At 40.4% G+C, this 14,404-nt stretch carries 12 protein-coding genes; 2 read left to right on the top strand and 10 right to left on the bottom strand.

What is annotated here, in order from left to right; all coding sequences use genetic code 11:
• Nucleotides 1–203: 203 nt before the first annotated feature.
• Complete coding sequence (proI, locus tag ACOZIR_RS02470; RefSeq protein ID WP_310878391.1) at nucleotides 204–1,052, top strand: pyrroline-5-carboxylate reductase ProI; 849 nt, start codon at nucleotides 204–206, stop codon at nucleotides 1,050–1,052.
• Between the two features lie 137 nt (nucleotides 1,053–1,189).
• Nucleotides 1,190–2,206, top strand: a complete 1,017-nt coding sequence (namA, locus tag ACOZIR_RS02465) for an NADPH dehydrogenase NamA (protein ID WP_071270754.1) — start codon at nucleotides 1,190–1,192, stop codon at nucleotides 2,204–2,206.
• 27 nt (nucleotides 2,207–2,233) lie between these two features.
• On the opposite strand, the gene rnz is transcribed toward namA, so the two are convergent.
• From rnz to ACOZIR_RS02415, 10 genes are all read right to left on the bottom strand, one after another.
• A complete protein-coding gene (rnz, locus tag ACOZIR_RS02460; RefSeq protein WP_328120147.1) occupies nucleotides 2,234–3,163 on the bottom strand; it encodes a ribonuclease Z in 930 nt (309 codons plus the stop codon).
• Nucleotides 3,164–3,231: 68 nt separating this feature from the next.
• Complete coding sequence (locus tag ACOZIR_RS02455) at nucleotides 3,232–4,590, bottom strand: aspartate aminotransferase family protein (RefSeq protein WP_045292979.1); 1,359 nt, start codon at nucleotides 4,588–4,590, stop codon at nucleotides 3,232–3,234.
• 92 nt (nucleotides 4,591–4,682) lie between these two features.
• Nucleotides 4,683–6,152: a CoA-acylating methylmalonate-semialdehyde dehydrogenase gene (locus tag ACOZIR_RS02450; protein WP_045292981.1), complete on the bottom strand. Its 1,470-nt coding sequence runs from the start codon at nucleotides 6,150–6,152 to the stop codon at nucleotides 4,683–4,685.
• 207 nt (nucleotides 6,153–6,359) lie between these two features.
• Complete coding sequence (locus tag ACOZIR_RS02445) at nucleotides 6,360–7,991, bottom strand: PucR family transcriptional regulator (RefSeq protein WP_328120146.1); 1,632 nt, start codon at nucleotides 7,989–7,991, stop codon at nucleotides 6,360–6,362.
• A gap of 139 nt (nucleotides 7,992–8,130) precedes the next feature.
• Entirely contained in the window at nucleotides 8,131–8,322 is a 192-nt protein-coding gene (locus tag ACOZIR_RS02440; RefSeq protein WP_013059103.1) for a hypothetical protein, read from the bottom strand.
• A gap of 390 nt (nucleotides 8,323–8,712) precedes the next feature.
• On the bottom strand, nucleotides 8,713–8,925 hold the full coding sequence (locus ACOZIR_RS02435) for a hypothetical protein (RefSeq protein ID WP_045292986.1): 213 nt from the start codon (nucleotides 8,923–8,925) through the stop codon (nucleotides 8,713–8,715).
• Nucleotides 8,926–8,958: 33 nt separating this feature from the next.
• Complete coding sequence (hydA, locus tag ACOZIR_RS02430; protein ID WP_328120145.1) at nucleotides 8,959–10,377, bottom strand: dihydropyrimidinase; 1,419 nt, start codon at nucleotides 10,375–10,377, stop codon at nucleotides 8,959–8,961.
• Between the two features lie 19 nt (nucleotides 10,378–10,396).
• A complete protein-coding gene (preA, locus tag ACOZIR_RS02425; protein WP_328120144.1) occupies nucleotides 10,397–11,677 on the bottom strand; it encodes an NAD-dependent dihydropyrimidine dehydrogenase subunit PreA in 1,281 nt (426 codons plus the stop codon).
• 21 nt (nucleotides 11,678–11,698) lie between these two features.
• The gene (locus tag ACOZIR_RS02420) at nucleotides 11,699–13,060 is read right to left on the bottom strand and encodes an NAD(P)-dependent oxidoreductase (RefSeq protein ID WP_328120143.1); all 1,362 of its coding nucleotides are present in this window, start codon (nucleotides 13,058–13,060) and stop codon (nucleotides 11,699–11,701) included.
• Nucleotides 13,061–13,285: 225 nt separating this feature from the next.
• The gene (locus ACOZIR_RS02415; RefSeq protein WP_421535504.1) at nucleotides 13,286–14,404 is read right to left on the bottom strand and encodes a tripeptidase T; all 1,119 of its coding nucleotides are present in this window, start codon (nucleotides 14,402–14,404) and stop codon (nucleotides 13,286–13,288) included.

The raw sequence follows: 14,404 nt of genomic DNA, 5'->3' as shown, positions 1-14,404 counted from the left end.
ACAAATGCGTTCATTTTCTGAAAATTACATTGACATCCCTCTCTTTTTCATTGCATAATGACAGAAATATAGTGAAGTTTTATTCATATCTTTAGATAACTATGCATTTTATAAAGAAGAGATACACAAACATAAACCTTTAACAGATACTGAAATCTCAGTATCTGTTTTCATTGGATAGCAAATGACTGGAGGAAATTTTAATGAAAACGGATCTAAATATCGCCTTTATTGGAGCTGGATCAATGGCTGAAGCTATGATCTCAGGGCTGCTGTCAGCTAAAAAGCTTCGCCCCAATCAAATCACCGTAACAAATCATAGCAACGACAAAAGACTTCACGAACTTCGAAACGCCTATGGAATTAACATTACGCGTAATCATGCCTTGTTAATCGAAAAAAGCGATATCGTCGTGCTTGCTATTAAACCAAAAGACGTAGCGGAAAGCATCGATACGATTAAGTCCTATATTCGTCCCCATCACCTCGTTCTCTCTGTTTTAGCGGGTGTATCGACTGCCACAATTGTAAACTTGTTTGACCAAGAAGTAGCGGTTGTAAGAGCTATGCCAAATACATCTGCTTCTATTGGATTATCGGCTACAGCCATTGCACCCGGCAAATTTGCTACAGCGGAGCATATGAACGTTACTACTGCTTTATTTGAAACGATTGGGACGGTTACAACTGTAGAGGAAGAGCAGCTTCACGCTGTAACAGGACTATCGGGAAGCGGCCCAGCGTATATCTATTATCTAGTAGAAGCAATGGAAAAAGCAGCTGAAAAACAAGGCTTGGATACGTCAGTGTCGAATGAACTAATTCTTCAAACGCTTATCGGTGCTGCCGAAATGCTGAAACAGTCACCTAAAACGCCAGCCGTACTTCGAAAAGAAGTGATGAGTCCTGGCGGTACAACAGAAGCAGGAATCGAACAGCTTATTTCTCATAACTTCCAAGAAGCGATGATACAGTGTATTGAACAAGCTACCATTCGCTCTAAATATTTAGGAGATACGATTGACGAAAAAATCTCGAGTAAACGCTCGTAAAGGTTCACCTCTTTCTAAAAAAAGAAAGAGGTTTTTTTATAATCAAAAATGGATAAGCAGATTATGTGAAAGAAAATTCAATGCGGTGATATAATAACTTTTGTTTAGAGTATCGAAATAATTGGAGGTTAAACCAAATGACAACAAAACTATTTTCACCTTATACAGTGAAAGACGTAACATTAAAAAACCGAATTGTAATGTCGCCAATGTGCATGTATTCATGCGAAAAAGAAGACGGAGTAGTAACCGACTTTCATATGGTTCACTACACAACTCGCGCGGTTGGACAAGTAGGTCTCATTATGGTTGAAGCCTCAGCTGTCGTCCCACAAGGTCGCATTTCAGCTCAAGACCTAGGAATTTGGAATGATGAGCAAAGAGATGGATTAACCAAGCTTGTGACACAGCTAAAAGAAAACGGTGCAAAAACGGCCATTCAACTTGCACACGCAGGACGTAAAGCAACTGTTGAAGGCGATATTTATGCTCCTTCTGCTATTGCTTTTGATGATAAAAGTAAAAAACCTGTGGAAATGACCACAGAACAAATTCATGAAACGATTTCTGCCTTTAAAGAAAGCGCTCGACGCTCAAAAGAAGCTGGGTTTGATATTATCGAGCTTCACGCGGCACACGGTTATTTAGTACATCAATTCCTATCACCGCTAAGCAATAAACGCAGCGACGAATATGGCGGCAGCGCAGAAAACCGCTATCGTTTCTTAAAGGAAATTATTGACGCTGTGAAAACAGAGTGGGAAGGTCCTTTATTTGTCCGTGTTTCTGCTTCTGACTATACAGAAGGCGGATTAACCGTAGATGATCACGTTGCATTTGCAAAATGGATGAAAGAACAAGGCGTCGACTTAATTGATGTTAGTTCCGGTGCTCTTGTACATGCTCCAATCAACGTATATCCTGGCTATCAAGTGCCGTTTGCAGATAAAATTAAGCAGCAGGCAAATATTGATACAGGCGCAGTTGGATTAATTACGACCGGACGACAAGCAGAAGAGATTCTGCAAAGCGAACGCGCGGATTTAATTTTTGTTGCGCGTGAACTTCTGCGCGATCCTTACTTCCCGCGCACAGCGGCAAAAGAACTAAATGAAACACTTTCAGCACCCGTTCAGTACGAACGCGGATGGTAAAAAAAGACGAGGGTACCCTCGTCTTTTTTATGAAATCGTAAACCTTTTTAAGTCTTCTGCTATATCGGTATTCGGAAAAATTTCTTTTGCTCCTTCTGCTAACTGGCTGACTGCATCGCCTTGGTAACGCGAACTGATATGAGATAAAATAAGACGCTCGGCCGATGCTGTTTTAGCAATTTCAGCGGCTTCTTTTGCAGTAGAATGAAAATAGTTGTAAGCCAGCTCTTCATCTCCCGCTGCAAAAGTAGCTTCATGGATTAACACATTCGCATGCATAGCAAGCTGAACACTTTGCATACACCTTCTTGTATCTCCTAAAACCGTGATGACCTTCCCTTTTTTAGGCTCTCCTACAAACTCTTGTCCATTAATAAGACGCCCATCTTTTAATACTACTTCTTTCCCTTCTTTTAACTGCTGATAATGAGGCCCTGGGGGAATACTCATCTCTTTTAAACGCTGAACGTCCAATGATCCTGGCAAATCTTTTTCGACAACGCGATATCCATAAGATAAAATGCCATGTTCAAGTTTGCCAAACTCCACTGAAAAAGTTTCATCTTCAAAAATCGTTCCACTTTCCCTTTCTTCTTCTATTTCAACAATCTCTAGAGGATATTGCAGATGAGTTTGACTTACAGCCAGCGTGACTTCAATAAATTCTTTAATTCCTTTTGGCCCGTATACAGTAAGCAGTGATTCTCCGCCTTGAAACGAGCGGCTTCCAAGGAGTCCAGGTAATCCGTAAATATGATCACCGTGAAGATGCGTAATAAAAATTTTCTCAATTCGTCTCGGTTTAACGGCTGTATATAAAATTTGATGCTGTGTTGCTTCTCCGCAATCAAAAAGCCACACCGCCCCTCTTTCCTGCAAAAGTTCGAGCGCAAGAGATGAAACATTCCGCTGTTTTGCCGGTACTCCTGCACCCGTTCCTAAAAATAACAATTCCATTTTCTACTTCCTCCTTCACACGTACAAAAAGCCTGTAAGTATATTATACAGGCTTTTTGCAAACTTACCTATTTGATGCTGTCAAGCGCATACGTAACAGTAGCTAATAACAGCTCAATATCACTTTCCTCAATGTTGAGCGGCGGCGAGAGCGTGAGAACATTATTATAGCCGGCTACCGTTGCTCCATTTTTACCAATAATGACTCCTTTGCTTTTACATTTAGCAATTACTTCATTTACAAGATTAACGTCTAGCGGTTCCTTCGTTTGCTTATCAGCTACAAGTTCAATTCCGATTAAAAGCCCTTTACCTCTTACGTCTCCAACGTATGGGTGGCTATCGATAAGCGGCTTCAGCTCACTTAATACGTAAGCCCCGAGCTGTTTAGAACGTCCAAAAAGATTTTCTCTCTCCATAATTTCTAAATTCTTTAATGCCAGTGCACACGCAGCCGGGCTCCCGCCAAATGTATTAACGTGGCGAAAATACTCGTACTGATCGCTATCTTTGAACGCTTCATAAATTTCTTTTTTAACAGCAGTTGCAGAGAGCGGAAGATATGCGCTTGTAATTCCTTTTGCCATGGTAATGATATCCGGTTTTACATCGTAGTTCATAAAACCAAAAGCTTTTCCTGTACGTCCAAAGCCGCAAATAACTTCATCTGCAATTAAAAGTGCACCATGTTTTTCACAAGTTTCTTTTACACCTTTCATATAATTTTGAGGCGGTAAAAGAATTCCTCCTCCTGTAATAATTGGTTCCATAATAACAGCGGCAATCGTTTCGCTTAACTCCCACGTCATAACATTGTCAATATCTTTTACAGATTGAAGCTCTTCTTTGGGCGCATGGTAGTCATCTTGCCCTCGGTACGAATCAGGGGGCGCAACGTGAATAAAGCCAGGGGCAAGCGGTTCATATTTATATTTACGCTGAGCTTGGCCTGTTGCTGCTAGTGCGCCCATTGAATTTCCATGATAACCTCGGTAACGCGAAATAAATTTGTAGCGAGAATGCTCTCCTTTTTGCTGATGGTACTGACGCACAATTTTAAAAGCCGTTTCATTTGCTTCAGATCCGCTATTTGAAAAGAAGATAACATAGTCATCACCTAGCATTTCATTTAGCTTCTCTGCTAGTTTGATAGCAGGTACGTGAGATTGAGTGAGCGGAAAATAAGCCAGTTCTTTTAGCTGCTCATAAGCTGCAAGCGCTAACTCCTCCCGTCCATATCCGGTATTTACACACCAAAGCCCTGCCATTGCATCTAAATAGCGATTTCCTTGTTCATCTGTAATCCAAGCCCCTTTTGCTTTTGTAGCTACCATCGTTGCATCCGGACTGTATGGTTTCATTCCATGCCATACATACTGCTCATCTTTTGCACGCAGATCTTTTTCATTTTGACTGACCTGTACCATCTTATCCACTCCCAAATCGCTAGCGCGGTATTTTTTCTGTATGAAAAGACTTCGACAAAATGCCGAAGCCACTTGCTATATTCATCTATATGTTAAAAGTCAAAGCGTGATGTAACCATCTTTTTGCGTGTAAAGAAGTTCAAACCGTCTTTGCCGTTGACATGCAAATCTCCGTAAAAAGAATCTTTCCAGCCGGAGAACGGGAAGAAGGCCATTGTAGCAGGTACTCCTACGTTAATACCGAGCATACCGGCATCTGCTTCTTCTCTAAATTGACGCACCGCTTTCGCATCTTTTGTATAAATCGTTGCTCCATTTCCAAAACGGGATTTTTCCATATAGCGAAGTGCTTCATCTAATGTGTCAGCGCGAAGCAAGCTTAGTACAGGTGCAAAAATCTCTTCTTTAGCAATGGTCATATCAGGAGTTACGCGGTCAAAAATTGTTGCTCCTAAGAAATTTCCTTCTGCATGTTCATCCATTTCTTTACGTCCGTCACGAATGAGTTCTGCCCCTTCTTTCATGCCAAGTTCAATATAATCCAGCACCTTATCACGATGCTCTTTTCGAATCACAGGCGTTAGAAGCACTTCATCATCAAAGCCGCTTCCCATAATTAATTCATCTGCTTTTTGCTTTAATTTTGAAACGAATTCATCACCTTTTTCACCAACTACGACAACGGCGCTGCACGCCATGCATCGCTGGCCGGCGCTTCCATAAGCCGAGCTGATAATATGTGATACCGCTTTGTCCATATCACAGTCTGGCATCACAACATGATGATTTTTAGCTCCGGATAAAGCCTGAACTCGTTTCCCTTGAGCTGCAGCTTGTTCATAAACATACTTTGCTACCGGCTGCGATCCGACGAATGAAATCGCTCTAACCTTTTCGTGCTCTATTAATCCGTTCACAACATCGTGTGCACCGTGCACAATATTTAATAATCCATCCGGTGCTCCTGCTTCTGTAAAAAGTTCAGCAAGTCGCGTTGCTAAAAGCGGCGTTCGCTCAGACGGTTTTAATACAAACGTATTTCCACATACAATGGCAAGCGGGAACATCCAAAGCGGTACCATCATTGGAAAGTTAAAAGGTGTGATGCCTCCGACAACACCAAGTGGAAAGCGGAACATTTCAGAATCAATTTCTTCCGCTATGTTATTTAATGATTCTCCCATTAATAAAGTAGGAGCACCCGCAGCAAACTCCACGCATTCAATACCGCGCTGTACTTCACCGTAAGCTTCTTTAAAAGCCTTGCCGTTTTCCTGTACAACTAATTTCGCTAACTCTTCGTGATGCTTAACTAGTAAATGTTGAAACGCAAACATTAATCTTGCTCGTTTTGGAGCAGGAACGTTACGCCATGTTTCAAATGTTTTTTGCGCTGTTTCTACCGCATTGGCTACATCTTCTTTTGTAGAAAGCGGTACTTTTGCAATTACTTCTCCGGTCGATGGATTAATCACCTCTCCAAATTCTTTCCCTGCCGTATCAACCCATTTTCCGCCCACGTAATTTTTTAAAACTTGCGTATCATTATTCACAACTGACATATCGCTTGGCCTCCTCGAAAAATAAGAAATGACAAATCTACCTTTATTATTGAATAAATAAATAGCGGTTGCATTAGACAAAATGTGAAACAACTCCAGATTCTCGTTTCACATTTTGCGCAGTGAATTCGGAAAAAGCTTGAACTAAAATGAACATATAGTAAAATCAGCCTCAACATAAAAAAACAGCTGTTTCCAGCTGCTTACTTATCCGTTTATAAATTCTGCACGCGACTTTTTCATCATAAACAAATATTCATATGCCATAATCATAAATTCAATCGCCAATCGTTTTTCCGGCTCCATAAAATCTGCACCCAGTAGCTTTTCTAGTTTCTCAATGCGGTGATACAGCGTTTGTCGGACAATGTATAAACGCTTAGCCGTCTCTTGTTTAGATCCGTTGCATGCTAAATATATTTTTAATGTTTCCATGAGTTTTGCATTGTACGTTTCATCATATGTAATAACGGGCTGCAGATATTCAAATACCACTTCCTGTAAGTCTTCATGCTGATGTAAAAGCGAAATAATTCGGTACATATGCAAATCATCATAAAAATGAATAATTGTTTGTTTTTGCAGCATTTCTTGAATCGAAATCGTTTCTTTAGCCGTTTCATAGCTTTTATGCATACAGTCGAGCTGTTCACAGTATTGGCCAATTCCGATAAAGCTAATGGCGTTCCGCTTTGAGTTTTCATCTGATTCGTATTGATTCATCCAGCGGTGAAGGCTGTTCTCTAACCTCTCTCTCCACGTGCTAACCATTCGTTTGTTCAAAAGAATAAATAATACTTCGCGATTTCGCTCGGATACTAATAAGTGGAAGCCTTCTTGTTCAAAGATGCTTCGCAGGATAAGCTTAAAATACGTTCGATCAAACTTTTCCCGTCTTTGCCACTTACAGCAAACAACGACACCCCCGCGAATAGGAGAGTCTGAGCACACCTCGTGCATGGAATCTTTTATTTGTTCAAGAGTTAACTCTCCGTTCATCCATTTTGTCATCCATTCGGTTTCATCTACTCTTTTTTTCTCTTCGACATACAAGTCCTTCAAAAAATGCTGAGCAAGTGCCGTTGCCGTCCGGTCAACGGTGAGCACTTCAAGTTCTGTTAACGCTTCATTTATAGAGGCGACATACAGCTGAGCATAATCTTGTCCTAATAAATGAATAGGCTGCTCAGTAAAATGCGGACTCTCATTTTCACTGCTTATATAATGAAGTAGAAGCTGCTGTTTGAGCAAGTCCATTTCCGGAGCAAAGGTAAGTAATTCATTTGAAACTTTAAGGCCGACAAGAAGCCCCGTAGATTCATATAAACACTGTAAGATAACGGCCGGGTCATTAACTGTTAACAGCAGCTGATTTAGCCTATGAGAATACTGTTCTAAATCGGAAATCATTTGATAATGCTGATTAATTAAAAGCGAGTGGACATCTTGCGTAATTTCAACAAATGGAACTTCTTCGTGAAATAAAATAATCGGAAAATCACATTCGTTCGCTTTATCAATCACAATTTGCGGAATCTTAGAAGTATAAGTGCCAAGTTCAATACACAGTCCTGATGCCTTACAAGAAATTAATTGCTGAAGAAATGATAAACAAGATTGAGGATCTTCTCCCCAGCCTACTCCTGTTGATAAAATGAGCTCGTTTCCTTTTAGCAGCTCATTAATGCGCGTTACTTCCATCACGTGCACCCACTTCACAGAATTAGTAAGCCCTTTCTCTCCAGCTATTACTTCACAGTTTACAAAATGTTTCCTTGTTAAAATCTCTGTTACTGTTAAATATGATTTCAAGTCAACACCGCCCCTAGCGAATTTCACATCATGTCTCCTGGATCATTAACGCGCATTTCGCATATGTGTAGAACAAAAGCTATATCTTCTTACATTATATTAAATATTTAGAAGAAATAAAATGTTTAATGAAAGAAACGAAAAAAGCTGTAACGATAATAGATCGTTACAGCTTCTGAGCTGTTTGCTGTAATTTATTAAAAAAACCGTGGCGTTTAACCGCTTGTTCTTTAATTCGGTGAATTTCTTTTTTATAAAAACGCAAATCTTGTAGTGACACTGCATTTAACATTTCCATTTTTAATTTATCAATAATTTTTGTTTCTTCTTGTGTCATACACTGCGTAGCTTGATCCATTCGTGTCACACCCTTTTTTATTTAATAGATTTATTGTGAAAACGTTCTACTATAATATTTACTACAATTTACTAGATAACTAAACCTTTTCTCTTTCGATGTAAACGAAATGTAACAACTGTAATACAGCGAATGGATAATATCTAGTTATTTTGCTTCATATCTAGAACGAAAAAAACAAAAAAACGGATCACTTTTATCAGCGAATATAGTAAAAAACTTATAGGTATTAGTAAAGAAAGAGATTGAGACATAACTAAATTACTCCCATCCACATCTAGAAGCACCTGCATACATGAAACCTACGTTCACCCTACCAATAAAAAAATCCGAACGATTCATCGTTCGGATCTTCCTTCAGCTAAAATAATTTTGTCCCAGCCTTCGTTTTTATACTTGTTGAATCAATACGGATGAAAAATATTTTCTAGCATCCGCCGTCAATATATGAAGCGTTTCTTGTTCGGTTTGGTTATTTTCAGTGCGTTCAAACCTCACAAATGCCCCGCTTAGATTCTCTGTTACGGCCGTTATTTTGAATCCTTTTTGCAGCAAAAAATCAATCTTTTCCCGCTCTGCCATATATTCATGGTAACTTGACATTTCCCTGCCTCCGATCTATTTTGGCATCTGTTTTTATAACGTTAATTTTTCAGCCTCGTTAGCTGTGTTTAATTCATTAAACTTTGCTCTTTGTGTATACTGTCCGTAGCCTTTTTGACCGACAAACTGCTTATCTTTTACAACAAATTCTCCGCGGCAAAGCACTGAAACCGGCTCACCTGTGATTTTCATTCCCTCAAATGCGCTATAGTCGACTGCCATATGATGCGTGTTTGCTGAAATCGTACGTTCAACAGAAGGGTCAAATATAAGCAGATCGGCGTCTGCACCAACCGCTATTGTTCCTTTTTTCGGATACAGTCCAAACAGCTTAGCAATTTTCGTTGATGTTATATCAACAAACTGATTGATATTAATTCGTTTCTTCACTACTCCTTCTGAAAATAAAATACTCATGCGATCTTCGATAATAGGGCCTCCGTTTGGAATCTTCGTAAAATCTCCTTTTCCGAGATCTTTTTGACCGTTAAAATCAAACGAGCACTGATCTGAGCCAATCGTTTGCAAGTCGCCATTACGCAGAGCATTCCACAAAACATCCTGGTTCCATTTTTCACGTAAAGGCGGCGACCATACGTATTTTGCTCCTTCAAAATTCGGTTTCTCTAGATAGGTTTGATCAAGCGTCAAATACTGCGGACACGTTTCACCCCAGATATTTACGCCTTTTTCCCTTGCTTCAGCAATCTTTTTAACCGCTTCAGCGCACGACACGTGAACAACATAGAGCTGCGAGTCAGCCAGCTCCGTCAGCACCGCAGCTCTTCCCGTAGCTTCTCCTTCTATTTCCGGAGGACGAGTCAGTGCATGATAGATAGGGTCGGTTTGTCCTTGCTCTAGTGCTTTTTCCGTTAAATACTCAATAACATCTCCATTTTCAGCATGTACCATCACAAGCGCCCCTAGTTTTTTAGCTTGCACTAGCGTTTGATAAAGGGTAGCATCGTCTGCTTGAAAAACATTTTTATAGGCCATGAATACTTTAAAAGAAGTAATTCCTTCTTTTTCAATAATCGTAGGAAGCTCGTTTAATACATCTTCCGTAATTTCTCCAATCATTAGATGAAAGCTATAGTCGATAGCCGCTTTTCCTTTGGATTTTTCATGCCATGTGCCGATCGCTTTTTGCAGCGGTTCGCCTTTATTCGTTAAGCAAAAATCAATAACAGTGGTCGTACCTCCAAAAGCTGCTGCTCTTGTACCTGTTTCAAAGTCGTCTTTTGTAACGGTGCCTCCAAATGGCATATCTAAATGAGTATGAGGATCGATGCCTCCTGGAAATACATAGTTGCCTTTTGCATCAATCACTTCACAGCCCTGCTCTTCAAAAGCCGATCCAATTGCCGAAATAACTCCATTTTCAATTAAAATATCGGCTTTATACGTATCTGTTGCTGTAACTACCACACCATTTTTAACGATTTTCTTCATTTCTTCATCCCCTTTGTATTTATACGTCTAATCGCTCTGCAGCCGTCGCTTGTAAAGCAGCTTGGCGTTCATTCCACGTCATTGGAGGCTGTTCATTTGGTAATTCAACCATAGATATCGCTCCGTCCACAGGACATACAATCGAACATAAATTACAGCCTACACAATCTTCTTCTCGTACTTTTAAGTAAGGTTTCCCTGAAGGATCTTTCAGCATATCAATACATTGATGAGAAGTATCTTCACAAGAAATATGACACTTATTGCAGTTAATACACGTATCCGGGTCAATGCGAGCCACTACTTTATAATTGAGGTCTAAGTTGCCCCAGTCGGAATATTTTGAAACGGCTTTTCCTACAATGTCGCTTACTTTTTCGATTCCTCTTTCATCCAAATAATAGTTGAGACCTTGAATCATATCCTCTACAATGCGGAAACCGTGGTGCATAGCAGCTGTACATACTTGGACACCCGTAGCACCCATAAGCATAAATTCCACTGCTTCCTGCCAGTTCGAAACGCCTCCCATACCGGATATTGGAACGTTAATGAACGGACTTCTTGCACATTCAGCAACCATGTTTAATGCAATCGGCTTAACAGCCGGGCCGCAATAGCCTCCGTGAGCGCCTTTTCCCGCTACGTGTGGAATCGTATTCCACGAGTGAATGTCTACTCCTGCTAAACTATTAATAGTGTTAATCATACTAACAGCGTCAGCACCGCCTCGAACTGCTGCTTCTGCTGTAACTGTAATATCTGTGATATTTGGCGTTAATTTAACAATGACCGGCGTTTGAGCAACTTCTTTCGCCCAATACGTTTGTTTTTCAACCAAATCAGGGACTTGCCCAGAAGCAGCGCCCATCCCTCGTTCTGCCATTCCATGCGGACAGCCAAAGTTCAGCTCTAATCCATCTACTCCTACGTCTTCTACTTTTTTAACAATCTCATGCCATTTTTCTTGGTGAGGCTCTACCATAAGGGAGGCAATAATTGCGTGGTTAGGAAACTTCTTTTTCGTTTCATAGATTTCCTTCAAATTGACTTCAAGCGGACGATCGGTGATCAACTCAATATTATTAAAGCCGGCTACGCGCTGACCGTTGAAGCCAACGGCAGCAAATCGAGAGGAAACATTTAAAATCGGATCACCAAGCGTTTTCCAAACTGCGCCTCCCCATCCTGCTTCAAATGCACGCTGCACTTGATAACCTGAATTGGTTGGCGGTGCGGATGCCAGCCAAAACGGATTTGGTGATTGAATACCTGCTAAATTTGTTGTTAAATCTGCCATAGATTTCTCCTCCTCCTGATTTTAAGCTGTTTCCATTGTTTCTTTTGTTAGCTGCATATGAATATTTAACGCCGTTTGTTTCCCTTGCTGAGCAGCTGTCACAACCATTGCTTCTCCTTGTCCTTTACCAAAAATGACGTCTCCGCAAGCAAATACTTTTGGATTTGATGTTTGAAACGTCTCTTGATTGATTAAGACAACTCCGTCTTCATGGTTCAGCTGGAATTGTTGAATCAAAGACAGGTATCGTTCTTGACCGATTGCTTTAACAACAGCATCTACTGGAATGGTAAACGTTGAACCTTCAACCGGAACAGGCTTTCCGCGGCCGTCTGCATCTGGATCCGTTAACGTCATTTTTACGCATTCAATGCCGCTCACCTTACCATTTTCATCTCCAATAATTCGTATAGGAGCCGTTAACCAGCGGAATTCAACACCATCTTGTTTCGCAAATTCAAATTCAAAATCGTAAGCCGTCATTTCTTCTCGTGTACGACGGTATAAAATTTGAACATTTTCAGCTCCCAAACGCACCGAACACGTAGCACCATCAATGGCAGTATTTCCTGCCCCAATGACAGCCACACGCTTACCAACAAATTCTGTTGATAGCGCTTCTGACTTCGTTTTTTTCACGAAATCAATCGCATCATACACGCCGTCTAGCTCTTCACCTTCAACATGTAGAGAAGGCACCTTGCTCATACCAATAGCTAATACAACCGCGTCATATGACTGCAGTAATTCGCTTGGAAGAATATCTTCTCCAATTCTTACGTTCGTTTTAATTTTCACATCTAAGCTTTTTACTTGTTCAACTTCCCAGAATGAAATCGCTTGAGGAAGACGAAATGACACGATTCCATATGTATTTAACCCTCCTGCTTGTTTTTCCGCTTCAAAAATAGTTACGTCGTACCCAAATCGAGCCAGTTCTCTTGCTGCAGAGAGACCAGCCGGACCTCCACCAACAATCGCTACCTTTTTGCCGTTTGCTTTTCCTTTCTCAAACAGCACCTGTTCATTTTGAATAGCCCAATCCGTTGCGTAGCGCTGCAAATCTCCAATCATAATTGGTTTGGTTGAATGATTAAGCACACACGCGCCTTCACATAGTTCATCGGTTGGACAGACTCTCGAACAGCTTGCTCCTACTGGGTTAGAAGACATAATCGTTTCGGCAGACCCTTTTAAATTGCCCGATGCAATTTTTTTAATAAACGTTGGGATGTCAATTCCTGTAGGGCATGCCTGAATACAGGGTGCATCATAACAGTACAAACATCGATTAGACTCTTCGACTGCTTCTCTATTGGACAACCCTTTTTCTACTTCATTAAAATTTTGAATGATGGACGGCAAACTTTCCGGTGATCGCATTGCATCAACCTCCCAAGAATATCTGTTGATAAAAGCTAAATTGAAAGCGCTTACATATTTTTTATATACGTTATTTTCAACTTCTACTTTGGTAAAATGTATTACTAACTTTATTGTACAAAACGACCGTCCGTTCTTCATTATACATTATGTTAAAAAATTCAGACTATTTACTATTCACTATGTAAAAAGCCCCGCTTTTATATAAAAGCGAGGCTTCAGCTATTATTTTGCTACTTCTTTAATAATCGACACTACTAATTCAGATGTCTTCACTAGTTCTTCTACCGGAATTTTTTCATTTGTTGTATGAATATCTTCATAACCAACTGCTAAGTTGACCGTTGGGATATCAAAGCCTGCAATTACATTTGCATCGCTTCCGCCTCCGCTTTGAAGCAGGCGTGAAGGACGATAGATATTGGCCACCGCTTTTTTAGCAACTTCCACAACATGATCTCCATCGCCAAATTTAAAGCCTGGATACATCACTTTAATATCAACTTCTGCACGTCCGCCCATTTCTTGTGCAGCTGTTTCAAATGCTTCTTTCATTTTGGCTACTTGTGCTTCCATTTTTTCTGGAATTAATGAACGAGCTTCTGCTAAAATATCGACGCGGTCACATACGATATTTGTTTGTGTTCCGCCTTCAAAACGTCCAATATTCGCTGTAGTCTCTTCATCAATACGTCCAAGCGGCATTTTAGAAATGGCTCTTGAAGCAATTGTAATAGCAGAAACGCCTCGTTCAGGAGCTACACCTGCATGAGCTGTTTTTCCATAAATTGTTGCATTTACTTTTGCTTGCGTCGGCGCAGCAACGATAATGTCTCCCACTTTGCCATCGCTATCTAAAGCATAGCCGAATTTTGCTGTTACGAGACTAGAATCAAGAGCTTTAGCGCCCACTAAGCCAGATTCTTCTCCTACTGTAATAATAAATTCAATTTTTCCGTGCGCGATGTTTTCTTCTTTTAATACGGTGATTGCTTCTAGCATTGCTGCTAAGCCTGCTTTATCATCCGCACCAAGAATCGTTGTGCCGTCACTTTTAATATACCCATCTTCAATCGATGGTTTAATACCGTTTCCAGGTACGACTGTATCCATATGAGAAGTAAAGTAGATTGTGTCTACGCCTTCTTTTGTAGCTGGCAGTGTGCAGATTAAGTTGTTGGCTCCATGGCCCGTTTTTTCTTTGGCATCATCTTCTACTACTTCGACGCCTAATGCAGTAAATTTTTCTTTTAGTACAACAGCAATTTTTTCTTCATGCTTTGTTTCTGAATCTACTTGTACTAATTCAATAAATAAATCAACGATTCGTTGTTCATTAATCAT

It is taken from the genome of Priestia sp. D3YE.R1 (assembly GCF_049199565.1).
GTDB classification, from domain to species: Bacteria; Bacillota; Bacilli; order Bacillales; family Bacillaceae_H; genus Priestia; species Priestia aryabhattai.
This window is presented reverse-complemented; position numbering and strand designations above follow the sequence as displayed.

What these genes read in the sequence shown, in the direction of transcription:
- proI (WP_310878391.1), top strand. Translation starts at nt 204, where the DNA reads ATGAAAACGGATCTAAATATCGCCTTTATTGGAGCTGGATCAATGGCT.
- namA (WP_071270754.1), top strand. Translation starts at nt 1,190, where the DNA reads ATGACAACAAAACTATTTTCACCTTATACAGTGAAAGACGTAACATTA.
- rnz (WP_328120147.1), bottom strand. Translation starts at nt 3,163, where the DNA reads ATGGAATTGTTATTTTTAGGAACGGGTGCAGGAGTACCGGCAAAACAG.
- ACOZIR_RS02455 (WP_045292979.1), bottom strand. Translation starts at nt 4,590, where the DNA reads ATGGTACAGGTCAGTCAAAATGAAAAAGATCTGCGTGCAAAAGATGAG.
- ACOZIR_RS02450 (WP_045292981.1), bottom strand. Translation starts at nt 6,152, where the DNA reads ATGTCAGTTGTGAATAATGATACGCAAGTTTTAAAAAATTACGTGGGC.
- ACOZIR_RS02440 (WP_013059103.1), bottom strand. Translation starts at nt 8,322, where the DNA reads ATGGATCAAGCTACGCAGTGTATGACACAAGAAGAAACAAAAATTATT.
- ACOZIR_RS02435 (WP_045292986.1), bottom strand. Translation starts at nt 8,925, where the DNA reads ATGTCAAGTTACCATGAATATATGGCAGAGCGGGAAAAGATTGATTTT.
- hydA (WP_328120145.1), bottom strand. Translation starts at nt 10,377, where the DNA reads ATGAAGAAAATCGTTAAAAATGGTGTGGTAGTTACAGCAACAGATACG.
- preA (WP_328120144.1), bottom strand. Translation starts at nt 11,677, where the DNA reads ATGGCAGATTTAACAACAAATTTAGCAGGTATTCAATCACCAAATCCG.
- ACOZIR_RS02420 (WP_328120143.1), bottom strand. Translation starts at nt 13,060, where the DNA reads ATGCGATCACCGGAAAGTTTGCCGTCCATCATTCAAAATTTTAATGAA.
- ACOZIR_RS02415 (WP_421535504.1), bottom strand. Translation starts at nt 14,404, where the DNA reads ATGATTAATGAACAACGAATCGTTGATTTATTTATTGAATTAGTACAA.